Genomic DNA, 15,167 nt, shown 5'->3' with positions numbered 1-15,167 from the left:
CATTTTATGGCCCACTTAGTGCATTTATACTAATAGTTAACAGCCTGGTCCGCGATAAGTGGTTGCCAGTGGAACGTTGCTTATAATGGATTGACCGAAAAGATAGCGTTAATCCTGCTTATACTTCACTGGCTGCGTCACACCGGAATATCCGAAGATGTTCGAACACGCCCTCGAGAGCACGTCCGTGACGATGCCGGTCATGCGACGATGGCCACGACTGATCGTTACATTGAAAGTGATCAGCGTGAACGACACTATTCCGGGAAAAAGAAACCGGTGAAGGTTTTTGAGTAAATTCTGTAGGTTATGCAGATAAGTGTGCTGCTTTGGACTCTGCCATTTATGTCACATACGTTTGTCATAAGTGACATATTTTAGTTCCTTTAAAGGTACGAAAACGAAGCGAGGTGTAGATTGGAGCAGAGCTGCTCCCTTTAAAAACAACGAGTTAAATACTTCGCAGGTAGCTGGCACGCGATGTGCATTGCTAAAGCACAGACCGTAAATTTTGAGTCTGCACATTTCAATAACGCGCCAATACGTTGAGGTTCTGAAAATGATTTCTGTAAAAAGTATGGTTGTGATGATGTTTGTTCCCGTAGCCACCGCTGCAGCAAGCTGGTTTTACATTGTTACAGCGATGTAGCTCCAATTCTTTAACTCGGCACTGAACGTATTGGCGACACACTAGTAAAAACCGTTACGGATTCAACTCCAGCTTGCGGTACAGCGATCTCACGCTAATACCTGCGATTTTCGCGACCTTTTTTTTGTCTTGCGGATACTCGGCCATCAGTTCATTGAGATAATTTGTTTCTGCGGCCTTGAGATCGACATGCTTTCCCGCAGAGAGACGAATACTCTTTTCTTCCGTTGCTTGTGTCGGTTGTATGGAATCTTCAGCAAAACATTCAATAATCAGATCTTTATCGATGAGATTGGTATCTGCCAACACCGTGGCTCGTTTGAGTAAGTTCCGCAGTTCTCGTATGTTCCCTTTGAATGAGTGCTCGGTCAGTTTTTGAACTGCTGATTCAGTGAGATGAAACTTCCTCTCTTTACTCATCTTTTCAAGCAAAGTGGATGCAAGTATTGGGATGTCCTCCATTCGTTGTGCCAAAGACGGGGTACGGATTGGAAACACGTTGATACGATAGAACAAATCTCTACGGAAGGTTCCTTCTTCAACCATAACCGATAAATTTTTGTGGGTAGCACATATCAATCTGAAGTCAGAGGAGCGCACTTCGGCACTCCCAACCGCCCTAAACGTACCGCTTTCAAGAAGGCGTAAGAGCTTTATTTGCATCGACAAGGGTACATCGCCGATCTCGTCCAAAAACAAAGTACCGCCGTCGGCTAACGACACTAGCCCCGCCGTATTGTAATTCGCGCCGGTAAACGCACCTTTGACGTGTCCGAACAGCTCACTCTCAAACAGTGAGTCCGTCAGTCCGGCACACTCCAACGTGACCAACGCTTTGGATTTTCGTTTGCTGGACATGTGGATGGCTCTCGCAGCAAGTTCTTTGCCTGTCCCTGATTCACCCAGTAGCAGCACTGCGGCATCGGAGGATCCTACACGAGAGATTTTCCCTAACATTCGATTGAATGCGTCACTACTCCCCGCCATCTCCACATCGCCAACGGTGCCGCTCGCAAGAGGAACAGGTTTCAGTAATTCAACAAAGAACAGCAGCTCGCCATCATCATCGTTTATAGGCAGCATTTCGACATCGACGTGCTCTTTCCCTCGAGGCGTCTGATGAATATGCAGCACTCTCTCTTTGTGACCAGATTGTTTTGCCGCGCTCAGCGGACAATCTTCGCCAGCTTGGTCACACGGCACGGAGTACCCATGAGAAACGGCATAGCAATGCGGGGCACTAGCCACTTTAACTTCCCCGAACGTGTCCTGATAGCGTTTATTCGTCGCCAAGATGACGTATTCGGCCGAAACCAGGATCGCTGGACAGTCATAACCTTCCAGCATCCGCGCCAGTGCTGGCGTCAATGCGTAACGATCGGTTGCGATGACCACGGTTTCTCCTCTGTCATATTTGACACCCTAAATGCCATATATGGCGTACGCAGGTGGGCAAGTCAAGTGAAATTCATGGCTGTTAAAACGGCAGATAGAAGAAATTACTTTTTAAAACAATGATATAGGTCATTATATTGTCGATTGGCACGATATTTGTAATGTATTCCACAAAGCCCGACTTACGCCGTGTCAGAACCTTCAACTAGGAACGCCATCAATGAACCCAGAGGTTGCCACCTTCTTCGATGAATCAACCAACACCTTCTCGTATGTGGTCAAAGACCCTGAGACCGACGCGTGTGCAGTCATCGATTCAGTTTTGAATTTTGATCATTCCTCTGGAGCGGTGAGCTATGCAGGCGCCGATGACATCATTGGATACATCGAGCGTCATCAATTACGGACCCAGTGGCTCATCGAAACCCACGTACATGCAGACCACCTCTCGGCGGCGCCCTACATTCAGGCTGCGGTCGGCGGAAAGCTCGCCATCGGTGAACATATTCATTCGGTTCAGGAAGCTTTCGGGAAAATTTTTAACGAAGGAAGCGAATTTCAACGCAACGGTTCACAGTTTGATCACCTCTTTACCGATGGCGAAAGCTATGGCATTGGTAATCTACAGTGCCGCGCCATTCATACCCCCGGGCACACACCCGCTTGTATGGTTCATGTGATGGATGATGCGGCATTCATCGGAGATACACTGTTTATGCCTGACGGTGGAACCGCCAGAGCAGATTTTCCCGGTGGCGACGCCCGCCAACTCTATCAATCGGTTCAGATCATTTTGAATTTGCCCGACACAACGCGGTTGTTCATGTGCCACGATTACGCACCGGGTGGACGAGAAGTGGAGTTTCAATCGACTGTCGCTGCCCAGCGGGAACGGAACATTCATGTGAACCAAAGTGTCACTGAGGACAGCTTCGTCAATATGCGTGAAGCGCGTGACCGCACACTCAACATGCCAAAACTCATTTTCCCTTCCTTGCAGGTGAACATGCGAGCCGGGCACTTTCCTGAACCTGAGGACAACCAAAAAGTGTATCTAAAGATACCCATCAACGCGTTCGACAATTAAGCACTGAATTCAGATTCACCACTCGGAGTTTCACAATGCACATAAAAACACTGGATAACCAAGTATCGATTTCCGATCAAATTTCCGTTGATGACTTGACCGAGATTGCCAAGCAAGGTGTGGAAATACTCATCTGCAACCGCCCAGACGGTGAATCGGACCACCAAGAAACCTTCGCGAGTCTGGAAGAGGCCGCTAAATCACTAAGCATTGAGATGCTGCACATTCCCTTTCGCAACGGCGAGCTGAACGACACCCATCGCTCGCAGTTTATCGCCTCGCTTAAATCGGGAAAGAAGGTCCACGCTTACTGTCGAACGGGGAATCGGTCCACCATGCTCTGGGCGTCCTGTCTCCAGCAGCTAGGAACCGCTGATACCGAATTGCTCGAAGCAGCGCAGAGCGCGGGCTTCGAAGTATCGGATGTGCTGGGCATCGCTACGGAACCCAACAAAGAGCAGACGGACCCTCTAGGAAGAGACTACCACGAGGTTGTAATCGTCGGTGCCGGAAGCGGGGGTATCGCCGTCGCATCAAGCTTGTTAAAGCGTAAGCCTGATTTGCGCATCGCCATTGTGGACGCCTCCCAAGAACACTTCTATCAACCGGGCTGGACAATGGTGGGAGGCGGCGTCTTTCGCGCCGAAGACACACGCCGCTCCACACAAAAACTCATGCCCCGCCAAGTGACGTGGATTCAAAAACCCGCCGCAGTTTTTCATCCCCAGGAGCAGAAGCTCGAGCTGGAAGACGGAAGCTGTATTCACTACGGGCAGCTCATCGTTTCGCCTGGACTAAAGTTAGATTGGACAGCGATAGAAGGATTAAGCGAATCATTGGGTAGCAACGGTGTTACCTCGAATTACCGATACGACCTTGCGCCCTATACTTGGCAACTCGTGCAGGCACTGAAAAGGGGTAAGGCTGTTTTCACACAGCCGCCGATGCCAATAAAATGTGCCGGAGCACCTCAAAAAGCTCTCTATCTATCGGCAGACCATTGGTTTCGGCAAGGCTCGCTGAAGGACATATCAATAGACTTCTTCAATGCGGGAGGGGCTCTGTTTGGTGTTGAAACCTATGTTCCCGCTCTGATGAGTTACATCGAGAAATACAATGCTCAGCTGCGTTTCAATCATACCCTCACAAAAGTAGACGGTGAGAAGCAACGCGCTTGGTTCAAAACCAAAAATGAAGCTGGCGAAGAGCAGTCGGTTGAAACCGATTTCGACATGCTACATGTGTGTCCACCTCAGATAGCACCAGATTTCATACGCAGCAGCCCTTTGGCAGATGATTCCGGGTGGCTCGACGTTGATCAGCACACGCTTCAACATAAAAAGTATCCCAACGTCTGGGGACTGGGTGACGTAATTAATACGCCCAATGCCAAGACCATGGCTGCTGCCCGTAAGCAGGCTCCGGTCGTCGCAGAAAATGTGTGCAACGTTATTGATGGCCAGGCTCCGACGACCGGCTACGATGGTTATGGGTCATGTCCACTCACGGTTGAGCGCGGAAAAATTGTCCTTGCAGAGTTTGGCTACGGTGGAAAGCTGCTGCCATCCTTTCCCTCTTGGGTAAACAATGGAACGACAGCAACCAAGCGAGCCTGGTTTCTCAAAGCCACACTGTTACCGAGTATCTACTGGCACGGTATGTTAAAAGGTCGTGAATGGATGGTGGCCCCAGAAAAGTTAAGTCGCCTCGACTAATGCAACTCGAGAAAGTATTTCCAATACTGCGAACAACACGTGGTTACAACCGGGAGACTCTCTCTGCCGATCTTTTGGCAGCCCTTATCGTTACGATAATGCTCATTCCCCAGTCTTTGGCATATTCGTTGCTCGCCGGATTGCCTGCGGAAGTTGGCTTATACGCCAGCATTCTCCCGCTCATCGTCTATGCACTTTTCGGAACCAGTCGAACGCTCGCCGTAGGCCCAGTCGCGGTAGCATCCCTTATGACCGCATCGGCACTTGCCAATTTTGCGCAGCAAGGAACCGCAGAGTATTTGGCTGGAGCGATAATACTGGCGCTTCTTTCTGGTCTATTCCTCCTACTACTGGGATTGCTTCGCTTGGGCGTACTGGCAAATCTTCTGTCGCATCCCGTCGTGTCTGGTTTTATTACCGCCTCAGGCATGCTCATCGCCTTTAGCCAGCTAAAACATGCGCTGGGCGTAGACGTGCACGGCCAAACTCTATTTGAGATGGGACAAACTCTGGTTGCGGGATGGGAACACTCTAATGGCTACACAATTGTAATCAGTGTTTTCGTACTGGCATTTTTGATTTGGTCTCGAACCAGCGCAGCCGCATTCCTGGCTCGCTTCCATATTTCGCACCACCGCGCGCAACTGATTGCGAAAGCATCACCCATCGTCGGCGTCCTAATCACAATCGCGATAACCGTATTATTGGATTTGGATACAAAGGGTGTGGCTGTCGTTGGATCAGTTCCATCGGGGCTCCCCACATTTCAATTTCCCACCCTCACCTTCGACCTGGTAGAGCAACTGTATCTACCAGCCATTATGATTTCTATCATCGGATATATTGAGTCTGTTTCTGTGGGTAAGACGCTAGCCGCAAAGCGTCGTCAGCGCATCGATGTCAACCAGGAGTTAGTCGGTTTGGGCGCAGCCAATGTAGCGTCTGCTATTTCCGGAGCATTTCCAGTTACCGGCGGTTTTTCCAGATCGGTCGTCAATTTCGATGCCGGTGCATCTACACAATTGGCGAGCGTATTCTGCGCGACTGGTATCGCCTTGGTATCCATTTTTCTCACTCCTTCTCTTCACTACCTTCCCAAAGCCACACTTGCCGCAACCATTATTGTTGCTGTGCTTTCATTGGTCGATTTTTCTATCCTTAAAAGAACATGGCAATTTTCAAAGAGTGACTTTGCGGCGGTATTAATAACGATCGTTGTCACGCTCCTCTTTGGCGTGGAGACCGGCGTAGCCTGCGGTGTACTGGTCTCTGTTGCTCTTCACTTGGCTAGAACATCTATGCCACATATCGCGGAAGTTGGTCTGATAGAGGGCACAGAGCACTTTCGCAATATTAGAAGGCATCTCACACTGACAACGCCTGAAATACTTTCTTTGCGCATGGATGAGAGCTTGTTTTTTGCGAACGCACATCACCTCGAAAGTCGTATATACGATGCTGTTTTCCAAAAAGACAGAATTGCGCACGTCATACTCTTGTGCAGCGCATTAAACGAAATAGATGCTAGCGCACTGGAGGTTCTGGAAGGAATTAACGCACAACTTGCAGAACAAGGCGTCCAGCTTCATTTCTCTGAGATCAAGGGACCGGTGATGGACACACTGAAACGAGCAGGATTTCTTTCTCAAATTTCAGGAAACGTATTTCTAACGCACTATGAAGCGTACAAAGAGGTCAGGAAGCTCATTTAATCGATAAAGACAAAATTGAAACTGAAAAACTACAACCTAAAATGACTCAGGAGAAACACGTGCCGCATACGGACAACAATACGAAGAAAGAGCAGCTAACATTTATACAGGTGATGCTCAGCATATTGGCAAGTGCATTCGGCGTTCAGACATCGCAGAACAGAAAGCGCGATTTCGCCAAAGGAAATCCGCTACATTTTGTAATTTCAGGGATACTATTTACCATCATCTTCGTCGTAGGGATGATTATGTTGGTCAACACCATACTGACGAATGCCACTTAACAGTACTCTACGTCGGCTCGCAGTACATCTCATGAAGCAACGAAACGACTCGAGCGGCATTTTCATCCTGGAGAGAGTAGAACACTGTCTGGGCTTCACGGCGCGTGGCTACAAGCTCGTCGCGTCGCAACACAGCTAGGTGCTGAGATAGGGCTGACTGGCTCAGTGGTACCCGTTCAAGTAGTTCACCGACTGACAGTTCACCGTCAGAAAGTATGCACAACACCATCAGTCGACTGCGGTTAGATAGGGCTTTAAGTAGTTGAATAGCTTCATCAGCATGCTCAGCCATTTCTTCAAGGTTCATCACAGTCACTTCACTTTTCCTAGTAGCCACAATTCTACCTGTACATCGTATCGGTGTGGAATTATATATTAGATAACTCTAAATTAGAATTGACTAATATATAACGTGACTATAACCTTATGTCCATCTTAAGAGACGATTTCCAAACTTCTCTCGGTACATGCGGACAGCAAATCTAAAGGAAAACCCTGGGAGAAGGACTCATATGGACAACTTCACGCCTGCCAGCGCTCTATTGGGTGGCTTGCTTATAGGCCTATCGACTACGCTATTGCTGATCGCGAATGGGCGTCTCGCTGGAATCAGCGGTATCGCTTTTGGCCTATCGAGCAGTGGCCGGAATGACACTGCTTGGCGCTGGTACTTCTTAACTGGGTTGATCGCGGGAGCTGGAGCTCATGTTATGTACTTCGGCCTGCCATTCGAAATGCCACAAAGAGAATTACCGCTTTTGTTAATTGCTGGTTTCGTGGTCGGCTTCGGCACACGGCTAGGGAATGGATGCACAAGCGGTCATGGTGTTTGCGGAATTGGCCGCCTCTCTAGGCGCTCGTTAGTGGCAACGGCGGTGTTCCTGACGACAGGGGTAGCCACCGTCTGGTTCACGACACAACTGACGGGAGCCTGACATGCCTTTGAATTTGATGGCGACACTTTCCGGTGTCCTGTTCGGCCTCGGACAAGCGATTTCTCAGATGATCAATCCCGACAAGGTCATTTCTTTTCTCAACATCACGGGTGATTGGGATCCTTCTCTTGCACTAGTACTCGCGGCTGCAGTGAGCGTATCGGCTTTAGGTTTTACACTCTCGAAAAAAATGGATCAACCCTGGTTTGGAGAAGTGTTCAGTAGGCCTACTCGATCAGACTTGGATACTCGTCTCATTGTTGGTGCAGCACTGTTTGGCATTGGGTGGGGTCTTGTGGGCTACTGTCCCGGACCTGCTATAGCGGCACTGACGACTGGATCACTACAGCCATTACTTTTCGTGGCGGCAATGCTCGCCGGAGCAGGGTCAGTCAATTTGATTGATCGGCACAGCCGCTAAACACAACAATTGCAACACACTGTTTCCGGAGTTATAACAATCATGATCGACTTTAGGGCTTACGAAAAGTTCTCTGACCCCATCTTCCGCGTCTCTTTGAGCTTGATCTTTATCATCGGTGGACTCGGGCACTTCGGGCGCCATGAAATGATGTTGCAACGTGTCGAAACTTCACCGTGGTTCGACCTTGTCAGTTCCCTAGGGCAACCTTCTTTTTTCCTCTATCTCAGCGGAATTGTGTTCTGTATCGCGGGTGTCGGGCTAATGCTGGGATTGTTTACTCGCCTGAGCGCGCTTGCACTATTTTTAACGCTAATTCCGATTACTTTTGTCATTCACATTGCGCCAGACCATACAGGCCCGCTGTTCAAAAACGTCGCGATACTCGGTGGTCTCGTACATTTTATGGTTCGAGGCGGCGGATGGTGCAGCCTTAGTAAGTATTCCCACTAGAGCCCTCTTTTATAAGACACGCTAAGTTATTGTAACGCTAGCTATTCCTGGATTTAGAATAGGAAGCGGTCTCAAAGGGCCGCACGCAAATAGGCGCGCGGGAATAATCGTTTACCCCACCGTCCGCAAACGACGATGTATTTACGTTTAGGAAAATTATGACAGTGCAGGTAGTAAGGCAATACTAAAACTCGAAGTTTATATTCGGTCATATCAGCATGTTAGAGGTCAAAGTGTGCTTTTTCTCCCTATATTGCCAAGGACCCAAGAATGGGAATTCTGTCCGGGAAAGTATAGTTGAACAGAAAAATGCGTCAGCTTGCGGAAAACCCCTTATCTCGCTTATATATTTGACCTAAAGTTTGGCTAGCCATTCCGAAATCCTTTCTCCAATTTCGTCAGGCGCATCTTCTTGAATAAAGTGGTAACCCTGTACCGTTATCTCAGTCAAATTGGGCAACGTTCGAATAAAGCTGCGTGATTGGCCAGATAACGTGCCGGGCTCTGCGTTGACAAAAAACTTCGGTATCTGTGTCTCAGACAACCAATCCGCGTATGCTGAAACTGTATCGACTACCTGTTTTGGCTCTCCTTCGATTGGTAATTCCCGTGGAAATGTCAAAGTCGGTCGGCGATCCTCGCCAGCGTGCAGAAACGGTTTACGATAAACGTCCATTTCTTCACTGGATAAAGTTCTGAGCACCATCGCCGGCAGAATCTTTTCTACAAACATATTATCTTCCAAAATCATTTTTTCGCCGGCTTCCGAGCGAAAGCCCTGAAAAAATGGAACAGCATCTGCCGGGAATAGCTCCCATTTCGGTATAGGCGTAATGATTGCTTCCATAAAGGCAATAGCTTTTACCACCTCATGATGAGTGTGCGCCCAATGAAATCCAAGCGCTGACCCCCAATCATGAATTACCAAGGTTACATTTTTATCAATACCTAGCTCATCAAACAACGCAAAAAGGTACTCGCGATGCTCAACAAAGGTATATCGACCAACACCACTATCCGGAAGCTTTTCAGAATCCCCCATACCAATAAGGTCGGGTGCGATAACCCGCCCCTGCCCTTCAAAATACGGCATAATATTTCGCCATAAGTAAGACGAGGTGGGGTTCCCATGCAAAAACACAATAGGGTCACCACTGCCTTCATCAATATAGGCCATCTCAAGACCCTGGATGGTTTTAAACTTTTTCTTGTAAGGAAAGACTGTATTCATTTTTGTTCTCTGTATCGTGTTTGCCTTAAAACTCATGTCCATTTATGTAACTGGGAATCAGGCTGAACTGTATTCTGTTTAGAATGGATAGATAACCGGATTTTCAGTCACGCTCGTCCGCTGCAACTGAGTAAATTCCTCGATGTTGGCGGGACCACCGAAACGGCCATGGTTTCCGGGTGTACCCTTACCGCCATTATTTCAATGAGTACTTCATCTGTTTTGCAAAGAGGCCGTTCGATGTCACTGCGAACAAGGTTATCATCTACCCCGACATATTTCTGTAGATTTGCTTTTATGCCAGTCCCTTTCTAATTAGGGGCAAAAACCATTTTACGAGTTCTCGTGTCTCGCTCCTCGCCAGCGTTAAAGAACACCACAGAATGAAGTGAACAACAGACCTGTAAATTCATTTAAACAACCAATTCTGCAATAGGCGCGTTACCTGCGGCATCACAAGGTAAGTCATTAAAGGCACCTGTAACATTACACCGGCGAGTAGGCGCAGCTCCATTGTCCAATTCTGAACAAAGGGAGCCAGCAATGTGTTGATCACAAGCAGCATAGCGTAAACCGTAAAAAACAATACCAAAGCCATTTTATGCGGTGAGGGTCGAACAACAGGAAGTTCGGGTAGGTCAAACCAGAACTCCAACCCGGTTCCCTTCATGATCTTAGCGTCGCCCTCAATAATATCGCCCAGTTTATCTAACCACTCACGGCGTACGTCGGAACCCTCCCAGGTTTTCGAATGCTCGTAGTCATCGAAGCGAAATATGGTGACGTAATTACTCGAGCCTGAACCCGGGCGAATTACGTTGACGCCCATGTGACCCTGGAACTTGAGCGCTTCAACGGTTATGCCACTGACCCAGGCTTCGAACTCGGACTCCCGGCCTTTTACGACGCGGCGTTCTATAGAAATAGTAACCGGCCCGGAGTCGACGCTCGCGCTCATTGCTTTTGCTGTTTTTTCGCCATGTCCAGCGCCAGATCTTCGATCATATCTTCCTGACCGCCGACCGTACGACGCTTGCCCAACTCCATTAGAATATCCCGGCTCGAGAGCTTGTACTTCTCCGCCGAACGTTTAGCGAACAACAAGAATGAGGAATAGACCCCCGCATAACCCAGGGTCAATGCGTCCCTGTCCACACGTACCTGATGATCCATCATCGGCGTTATTAAATCCTCGGCAATATCCATAGCCTTGAACACGTCGATGCCCGTCTCAATACCCATGCGATCGCACACGGTTACAAAAATCTCCAGCGGTGTATTACCGGCACCCGCGCCCAATCCAGCCATCGAACCATCGATGCGATTGGCACCCGCTGCTACGGCCGCAATGGAATTCGCTACCCCCATAGCCATATTGTGGTGGCCGTGAAAACCTAATTCAGTTTCGGGCTTTAACTCGGCGCGTGCCAATGCTACTCGAGCGGTGACGTCATCGGGCAGCATATATCCGGCAGAGTCGGTGATGTAAACGCAGTTAGCACCGTACTCTTCCATAAGTTTCAGCTGTACTAACAATTCTTCTGGTTCGATCATGTGGGCCATCATCAGAAAGCCTACCGTGTCCAAGCCATCAATCTTCGTCGCCGCCGTTATATGCTGTTCGGAAACATCTGCCTCGGAACAGTGTGTGGCCACACGAATGGAGGAAATACCACAATCCACCGCCATTGCCAGGTGATCCACCGTACCGATACCGGGCAATAACAACGCAGATACCTTGGTGTTTTTCATTTCCCTGCAAACTGCCGTGAGATATTCCTCGTCGGAAGCGGCCGGGAAACCGTAGTTCACAGATGCCCCGCCCAAACCATCACCGTGGGTGACTTCGATCATCGGTACCCCTGCATCATCCATGGCTTTGGACACTGTGACCATTTCGTCTACCGTAATCTGGTGTTGTTTGGGGTGCATACCGTCTCGCAGACACATATCGTGCACGATAATTTTTTTTCCTTTCAAATCCATAATTCCAACTCTCTTGTAGTGGCGTTGTGGCCGATAAGCTTAAGCAGCAACAGGGGTAAAATTTCCAGCTAGGATTTCTTGCGCATACATCTCCGCGGTACGTAATCCGGCCGCCGTCATGATGTCCAGATTACCTGCATACTTGGGCAGAAAGTCGCCCAATCCTTCCACCTCCATGTAGATGGACACTCGATTACCGTCAAACACGGGGCCGTTCTTTAAGGTATAGCCAGGCACATACTTTTGCACCTCGTCAATCATGTCATGAACCGATTGCGTGATAGCCTCCTCATCGGGTTTCTCCGAGGTCAAACAGTGAACCGTATCGCGCATCATTAGCGGCGGTTCTGCCGGATTGATGATAATGATCGCCTTGCCACTGTCTGCACCACCCACCACTTCAATGCCACGAGAAGTGGTACGGGTAAACTCGTCAATATTCTTGCGAGTCCCGGGCCCGGCACTTCTAGAACTCACCGTCGCCACAATTTCACCGTAGACAACATTCTGCACTTGACTCACGGCAGCGACCAAGGGGATCGTTGCCTGACCACCGCAGGTGACCATATTCACATTCATTGCCTTTTCGGACACTGCATCGGCCAGATTGACGGGCGGCACACAAAAAGGGCCAATTGCCGCGGGGGTCAGGTCGATCATGACCGCGCCTTGCTCATTCACCTTACGGCTGTTTTCCGCATGAACATAAGCTGAAGTTGCATCGAAGCATATCTGCACACCGTCTTCCTTCATGGTCGCCAGCATCCCGTCCACGCCATCGGCGGTCGTCTTTAAGCCCAGTTCTTGCGCGCGTGCCAGACCGGGAGAATCCGCCACCACTCCTACCATCCACACCGGTTCGATCACTTCACTGCGCATCGCCTTCATCAGCAAATCGGTACCAATGTTTCCCGGGCCGATAATGGCCGCTTTAATTTTTTTACTCATAAGATCTCGTCCATCAATAGTTTTGATTGTTCTGTTTCAACACTGGCGGTAAGGCCGCCAATCTAGTCATTCAAGTTAGACAAATTTGCAACTACAGCTACCGATACCCTCAACTTCCAGGGACATTTCATCGCCGGGAACCACCGGAATCAGGGGCACCAGAGAACCAGACAGAATGACCTCGCCTGCGAGAAACGGAATACCGAATTCACCCAAGGTATTGGCCAGCCACGCGACTGCTGTCAATGGATTACCCTGCACTGCGCTACCGAGTCCCTCGGAGTGAAGTTCGCCATTTTTGTACACTTTCATTTTCAGATTGGGAAGATCGTGGTCCCTCGGGTCGACCTCATTTTTGCCCAACACATAGACACCACAGGAGGCGTTATCCGCAACCGTGTCCTCGATCTTTATCTTCCAGTCGTCAATGCGCGAGTCCACAATTTCAAAACAGGGGATGATAGTCTCGGTTGCGTCCAGTACATCCTGCTCGGTCACACCCGGGCCAACCAGATCTTTGTTCAGACGAAAGGCAATCTCACCTTCTGCCTTGGGCGCGATGAGGTTTCCGGCGATGGGAATTTGCGCAGCGTCTGGGCGCTCCATTGCATCGGTGAGAAAACCGAAATCCGGTTGGAAGACTTTGAGCATGTCCTGTACCGGCTTACTGGTGACGCCAATTTTTTTGCCGACAACTTTCTCGCCGTCAAGTTCGAGACGACGACTGAGCATACGTTGACTAACAAGGTAGGCGTCCTCGATCTGAATATCGCTTTCGCGGTCAGTCAGAGGGGATACACTGTTTGCAGTGCGCAGGGCTTCGTATAACTCATCGCCCAGGCTATTGATTTTTTCTTGGTTCATCATCAGGGGTTTTACCTCATAAAATAACGGCGCATGACACGCCTAATTTAAAAAAATTCGAATCGTAGCTTGTCACCTCGATATGAAACTCTCGGGATAGGCCGCGTTCCATGATGCGAGCGATTTAATTTGCTCAAACCAAATCAGCAATTTGGGATACTTATCGCTCACACCAGCTCCATAGACTTCCGCCACGCCACAGCGGGCAGCTAACGCGCAATCCGCCGCGCCAAACGCTGAACCAAAGAACCCTCCCGGGCTCAGCTGCTCTTCCAGATAAGCCTGACAGGATTGCCATTTGAGTTCGCTTTCCTGAATCACATCCAGATCCCACTCGGATTCCAGTTTGGAGCGCTTTTCAAATACCAGGTCACGTAGAGCCGGCCCGACGCATTTGTCTGAATAGGCGTGCAGTGTTCTCACGCTCGCCTGTTGACCTGCCTCTGAAGGTATCAATCGTCCCGGCGCGAATTGTGCATCCAGGTAGTCCAGCATGACCGACGACTCCCAGATTACGACGTTGCCATCCACCAGCACCGGCACGCTACCTGTGGGACTGTGACGCACGACCTCCGGATGCTTCTCACCAAATTGTGTTTCGATGAGATCATGCGCTACAGACAGCTCCTGCAATGCCAAGCGCACTTTCCAGCAAAAGGGGCAGTCGGTACGTTGGTAGAGGGTCAACACGGCCTAGTTCAGGTGCGCGGCGATTTTGTGCCACACCGCCGCACCCTTCTCCTGTAATTCGGCCATCAGCTCTGGGGGGAAATCCTCGGCCACTGCACTTTGGTAGGAAGCGCGCTGCTGGCAACGCTCAAACCAGTCCTTCACCCGGGGACAATCCTGGTCATAGAGTGCGGTCCAACCGAACTGAATCAAGGTCTGGAAATAAGGCGCGATACACACGTCAGCCAGGCTGAAGCTGTCACCGACCACCCACTCGCCATCGGCCAGCGCCTGTTCCATATCCAGAATTGTCTTGCGGTACATACGCACTGCATCGGCGACATCCGGTGCATCCAGCCCCAGCTTCACCAGTCGTTTCTGGCGCTCCCGCCGCGGTTTCTCAGGAATTCTATCAAGTAGTGCCTGACGCTCTTCTTCGGACTTTTCCATCAGACCATCACGCATCACCATCGGCCACTGTATCGTGCCGCAGGATGGGTGCAGTTTTACATCCACGTGCTTCATCCAGTAACGCATTTTGGAACGCTGGTAGTGATCTTCACACTTCAAAGTCGGCTGAGGGAAGGCATCGTCAAGGTATTCGCAAATGATGCTGGATTCGATCACCGCCCGACCATCGTGAACCAGTGTAGGTACAACACCCAAAGGATTGAGCTTCAGATACTCAGGACGCAGGTTTTCCTTGTCCGGCAGGCTGACGTGATGAGCGGTCCAGTCCAGACCCTTCTCTGCCAGTACAATACGCACTTTCTGCGCGCAGGGTGACATGGGGTGAGTATACAATTCCAACATAGTTT

General features: G+C 49.7%; 16 protein-coding genes. 7 read left to right on the top strand and 9 right to left on the bottom strand.

The window, feature by feature from the left end; translation table 11 throughout:
- Positions 1-703: 703 nt before the first annotated feature.
- The gene (locus tag EYC87_RS18275) at positions 704-2,044 is read right to left on the bottom strand and encodes a sigma-54 interaction domain-containing protein (RefSeq protein ID WP_279254163.1); all 1,341 of its coding nucleotides are present in this window, start codon (positions 2,042-2,044) and stop codon (positions 704-706) included.
- A gap of 220 nt (positions 2,045-2,264) precedes the next feature.
- Between EYC87_RS18275 and EYC87_RS18270 the strand changes: the two genes are divergently transcribed.
- From EYC87_RS18270 to EYC87_RS18255, 4 genes are read left to right on the top strand one after another with little or no spacing between them, the layout of a single operon-like run.
- Positions 2,265-3,131: an MBL fold metallo-hydrolase gene (locus tag EYC87_RS18270; RefSeq protein ID WP_279254162.1), complete on the top strand. Its 867-nt coding sequence runs from the start codon at positions 2,265-2,267 to the stop codon at positions 3,129-3,131.
- Between the two features lie 35 nt (positions 3,132-3,166).
- Positions 3,167-4,846 (top strand): bifunctional protein tyrosine phosphatase family protein/NAD(P)/FAD-dependent oxidoreductase, encoded by a 1,680-nt coding sequence (locus EYC87_RS18265; protein ID WP_279254161.1) that lies wholly within the window; start codon positions 3,167-3,169, stop codon positions 4,844-4,846.
- Positions 4,846-6,558 (top strand): SulP family inorganic anion transporter, encoded by a 1,713-nt coding sequence (locus tag EYC87_RS18260; protein WP_279254160.1) that lies wholly within the window; start codon positions 4,846-4,848, stop codon positions 6,556-6,558. Before EYC87_RS18265 ends, EYC87_RS18260 begins: the two co-directional genes overlap by 1 nt.
- 59 nt (positions 6,559-6,617) lie before the next feature.
- Positions 6,618-6,842, top strand: a complete 225-nt coding sequence (locus EYC87_RS18255) for a DUF2970 domain-containing protein (RefSeq protein ID WP_279254159.1) — start codon at positions 6,618-6,620, stop codon at positions 6,840-6,842.
- 7 nt (positions 6,843-6,849) lie between these two features.
- On the opposite strand, the gene EYC87_RS18250 is transcribed toward EYC87_RS18255, so the two are convergent.
- Complete coding sequence (locus tag EYC87_RS18250) at positions 6,850-7,179, bottom strand: ArsR/SmtB family transcription factor (RefSeq protein ID WP_279254158.1); 330 nt, start codon at positions 7,177-7,179, stop codon at positions 6,850-6,852.
- A gap of 175 nt (positions 7,180-7,354) precedes the next feature.
- On the opposite strand from EYC87_RS18250, the gene EYC87_RS18245 reads away from it, so the two are divergent.
- The 3 genes from EYC87_RS18245 to EYC87_RS18235 are packed head-to-tail and all read left to right on the top strand — an operon-like array spanning position 7,355 to position 8,651.
- Positions 7,355-7,777 (top strand): YeeE/YedE family protein, encoded by a 423-nt coding sequence (locus EYC87_RS18245; RefSeq protein WP_279254157.1) that lies wholly within the window; start codon positions 7,355-7,357, stop codon positions 7,775-7,777.
- A gap of 1 nt (position 7,778) precedes the next feature.
- On the top strand, positions 7,779-8,198 hold the full coding sequence (locus EYC87_RS18240; protein ID WP_279254156.1) for a DUF6691 family protein: 420 nt from the start codon (positions 7,779-7,781) through the stop codon (positions 8,196-8,198).
- Positions 8,199-8,240: 42 nt separating this feature from the next.
- A complete protein-coding gene (locus tag EYC87_RS18235) occupies positions 8,241-8,651 on the top strand; it encodes a DoxX family protein (protein WP_279254155.1) in 411 nt (136 codons plus the stop codon).
- A gap of 355 nt (positions 8,652-9,006) precedes the next feature.
- On the opposite strand, the gene EYC87_RS18230 is transcribed toward EYC87_RS18235, so the two are convergent.
- From EYC87_RS18230 to EYC87_RS18200, 7 genes are all read right to left on the bottom strand, one after another.
- A complete protein-coding gene (locus tag EYC87_RS18230; RefSeq protein ID WP_279254154.1) occupies positions 9,007-9,882 on the bottom strand; it encodes a haloalkane dehalogenase in 876 nt (291 codons plus the stop codon).
- Between the two features lie 409 nt (positions 9,883-10,291).
- Entirely contained in the window at positions 10,292-10,840 is a 549-nt protein-coding gene (locus EYC87_RS18225; RefSeq protein WP_279254153.1) for a putative antibiotic biosynthesis monooxygenase, read from the bottom strand.
- Positions 10,837-11,868 (bottom strand): 4-hydroxy-2-oxovalerate aldolase, encoded by a 1,032-nt coding sequence (gene dmpG / locus EYC87_RS18220; RefSeq protein WP_279254152.1) that lies wholly within the window; start codon positions 11,866-11,868, stop codon positions 10,837-10,839. The genes EYC87_RS18225 and dmpG overlap by 4 nt, the downstream gene beginning before the upstream one ends.
- Positions 11,869-11,907: 39 nt before the next feature.
- Complete coding sequence (locus EYC87_RS18215; RefSeq protein WP_279254151.1) at positions 11,908-12,816, bottom strand: acetaldehyde dehydrogenase (acetylating); 909 nt, start codon at positions 12,814-12,816, stop codon at positions 11,908-11,910.
- A gap of 75 nt (positions 12,817-12,891) precedes the next feature.
- The gene (locus EYC87_RS18210; RefSeq protein ID WP_279254167.1) at positions 12,892-13,680 is read right to left on the bottom strand and encodes a fumarylacetoacetate hydrolase family protein; all 789 of its coding nucleotides are present in this window, start codon (positions 13,678-13,680) and stop codon (positions 12,892-12,894) included.
- Positions 13,681-13,752: 72 nt separating this feature from the next.
- Positions 13,753-14,370, bottom strand: coding sequence for a glutathione S-transferase family protein (locus EYC87_RS18205; RefSeq protein WP_279254150.1), 618 nt, complete (start codon positions 14,368-14,370; stop codon positions 13,753-13,755).
- A gap of 3 nt (positions 14,371-14,373) precedes the next feature.
- Complete coding sequence (locus EYC87_RS18200) at positions 14,374-15,162, bottom strand: glutathione S-transferase family protein (RefSeq protein ID WP_279254149.1); 789 nt, start codon at positions 15,160-15,162, stop codon at positions 14,374-14,376.
- Between the last annotated feature and the right edge of the window lie 5 nt (positions 15,163-15,167).

Origin of the sequence: Candidatus Seongchinamella marina (genome assembly GCF_026262685.1) — a bacterium.
Lineage (GTDB): Bacteria > Pseudomonadota > Gammaproteobacteria > Pseudomonadales > Halieaceae > Halioglobus > Halioglobus marinus.
Note: the sequence above shows the minus strand (reverse complement) of the source record. Positions and strands in the feature narration are given on the sequence as shown.

What these genes read in the sequence shown, in the direction of transcription:
- EYC87_RS18200 (WP_279254149.1), bottom strand. Translation starts at nt 15,162, where the DNA reads ATGTTGGAATTGTATACTCACCCCATGTCACCCTGCGCGCAGAAAGTG.
- EYC87_RS18230 (WP_279254154.1), bottom strand. Translation starts at nt 9,882, where the DNA reads ATGAATACAGTCTTTCCTTACAAGAAAAAGTTTAAAACCATCCAGGGT.
- EYC87_RS18265 (WP_279254161.1), top strand. Translation starts at nt 3,167, where the DNA reads ATGCACATAAAAACACTGGATAACCAAGTATCGATTTCCGATCAAATT.
- EYC87_RS18235 (WP_279254155.1), top strand. Translation starts at nt 8,241, where the DNA reads ATGATCGACTTTAGGGCTTACGAAAAGTTCTCTGACCCCATCTTCCGC.
- dmpG (WP_279254152.1), bottom strand. Translation starts at nt 11,868, where the DNA reads ATGGATTTGAAAGGAAAAAAAATTATCGTGCACGATATGTGTCTGCGA.
- EYC87_RS18240 (WP_279254156.1), top strand. Translation starts at nt 7,779, where the DNA reads ATGCCTTTGAATTTGATGGCGACACTTTCCGGTGTCCTGTTCGGCCTC.
- EYC87_RS18215 (WP_279254151.1), bottom strand. Translation starts at nt 12,816, where the DNA reads ATGAGTAAAAAAATTAAAGCGGCCATTATCGGCCCGGGAAACATTGGT.
- EYC87_RS18270 (WP_279254162.1), top strand. Translation starts at nt 2,265, where the DNA reads ATGAACCCAGAGGTTGCCACCTTCTTCGATGAATCAACCAACACCTTC.
- EYC87_RS18245 (WP_279254157.1), top strand. Translation starts at nt 7,355, where the DNA reads ATGGACAACTTCACGCCTGCCAGCGCTCTATTGGGTGGCTTGCTTATA.
- EYC87_RS18225 (WP_279254153.1), bottom strand. Translation starts at nt 10,840, where the DNA reads ATGAGCGCGAGCGTCGACTCCGGGCCGGTTACTATTTCTATAGAACGC.
- EYC87_RS18210 (WP_279254167.1), bottom strand. Translation starts at nt 13,680, where the DNA reads ATGAACCAAGAAAAAATCAATAGCCTGGGCGATGAGTTATACGAAGCC.
- EYC87_RS18260 (WP_279254160.1), top strand. Translation starts at nt 4,846, where the DNA reads ATGCAACTCGAGAAAGTATTTCCAATACTGCGAACAACACGTGGTTAC.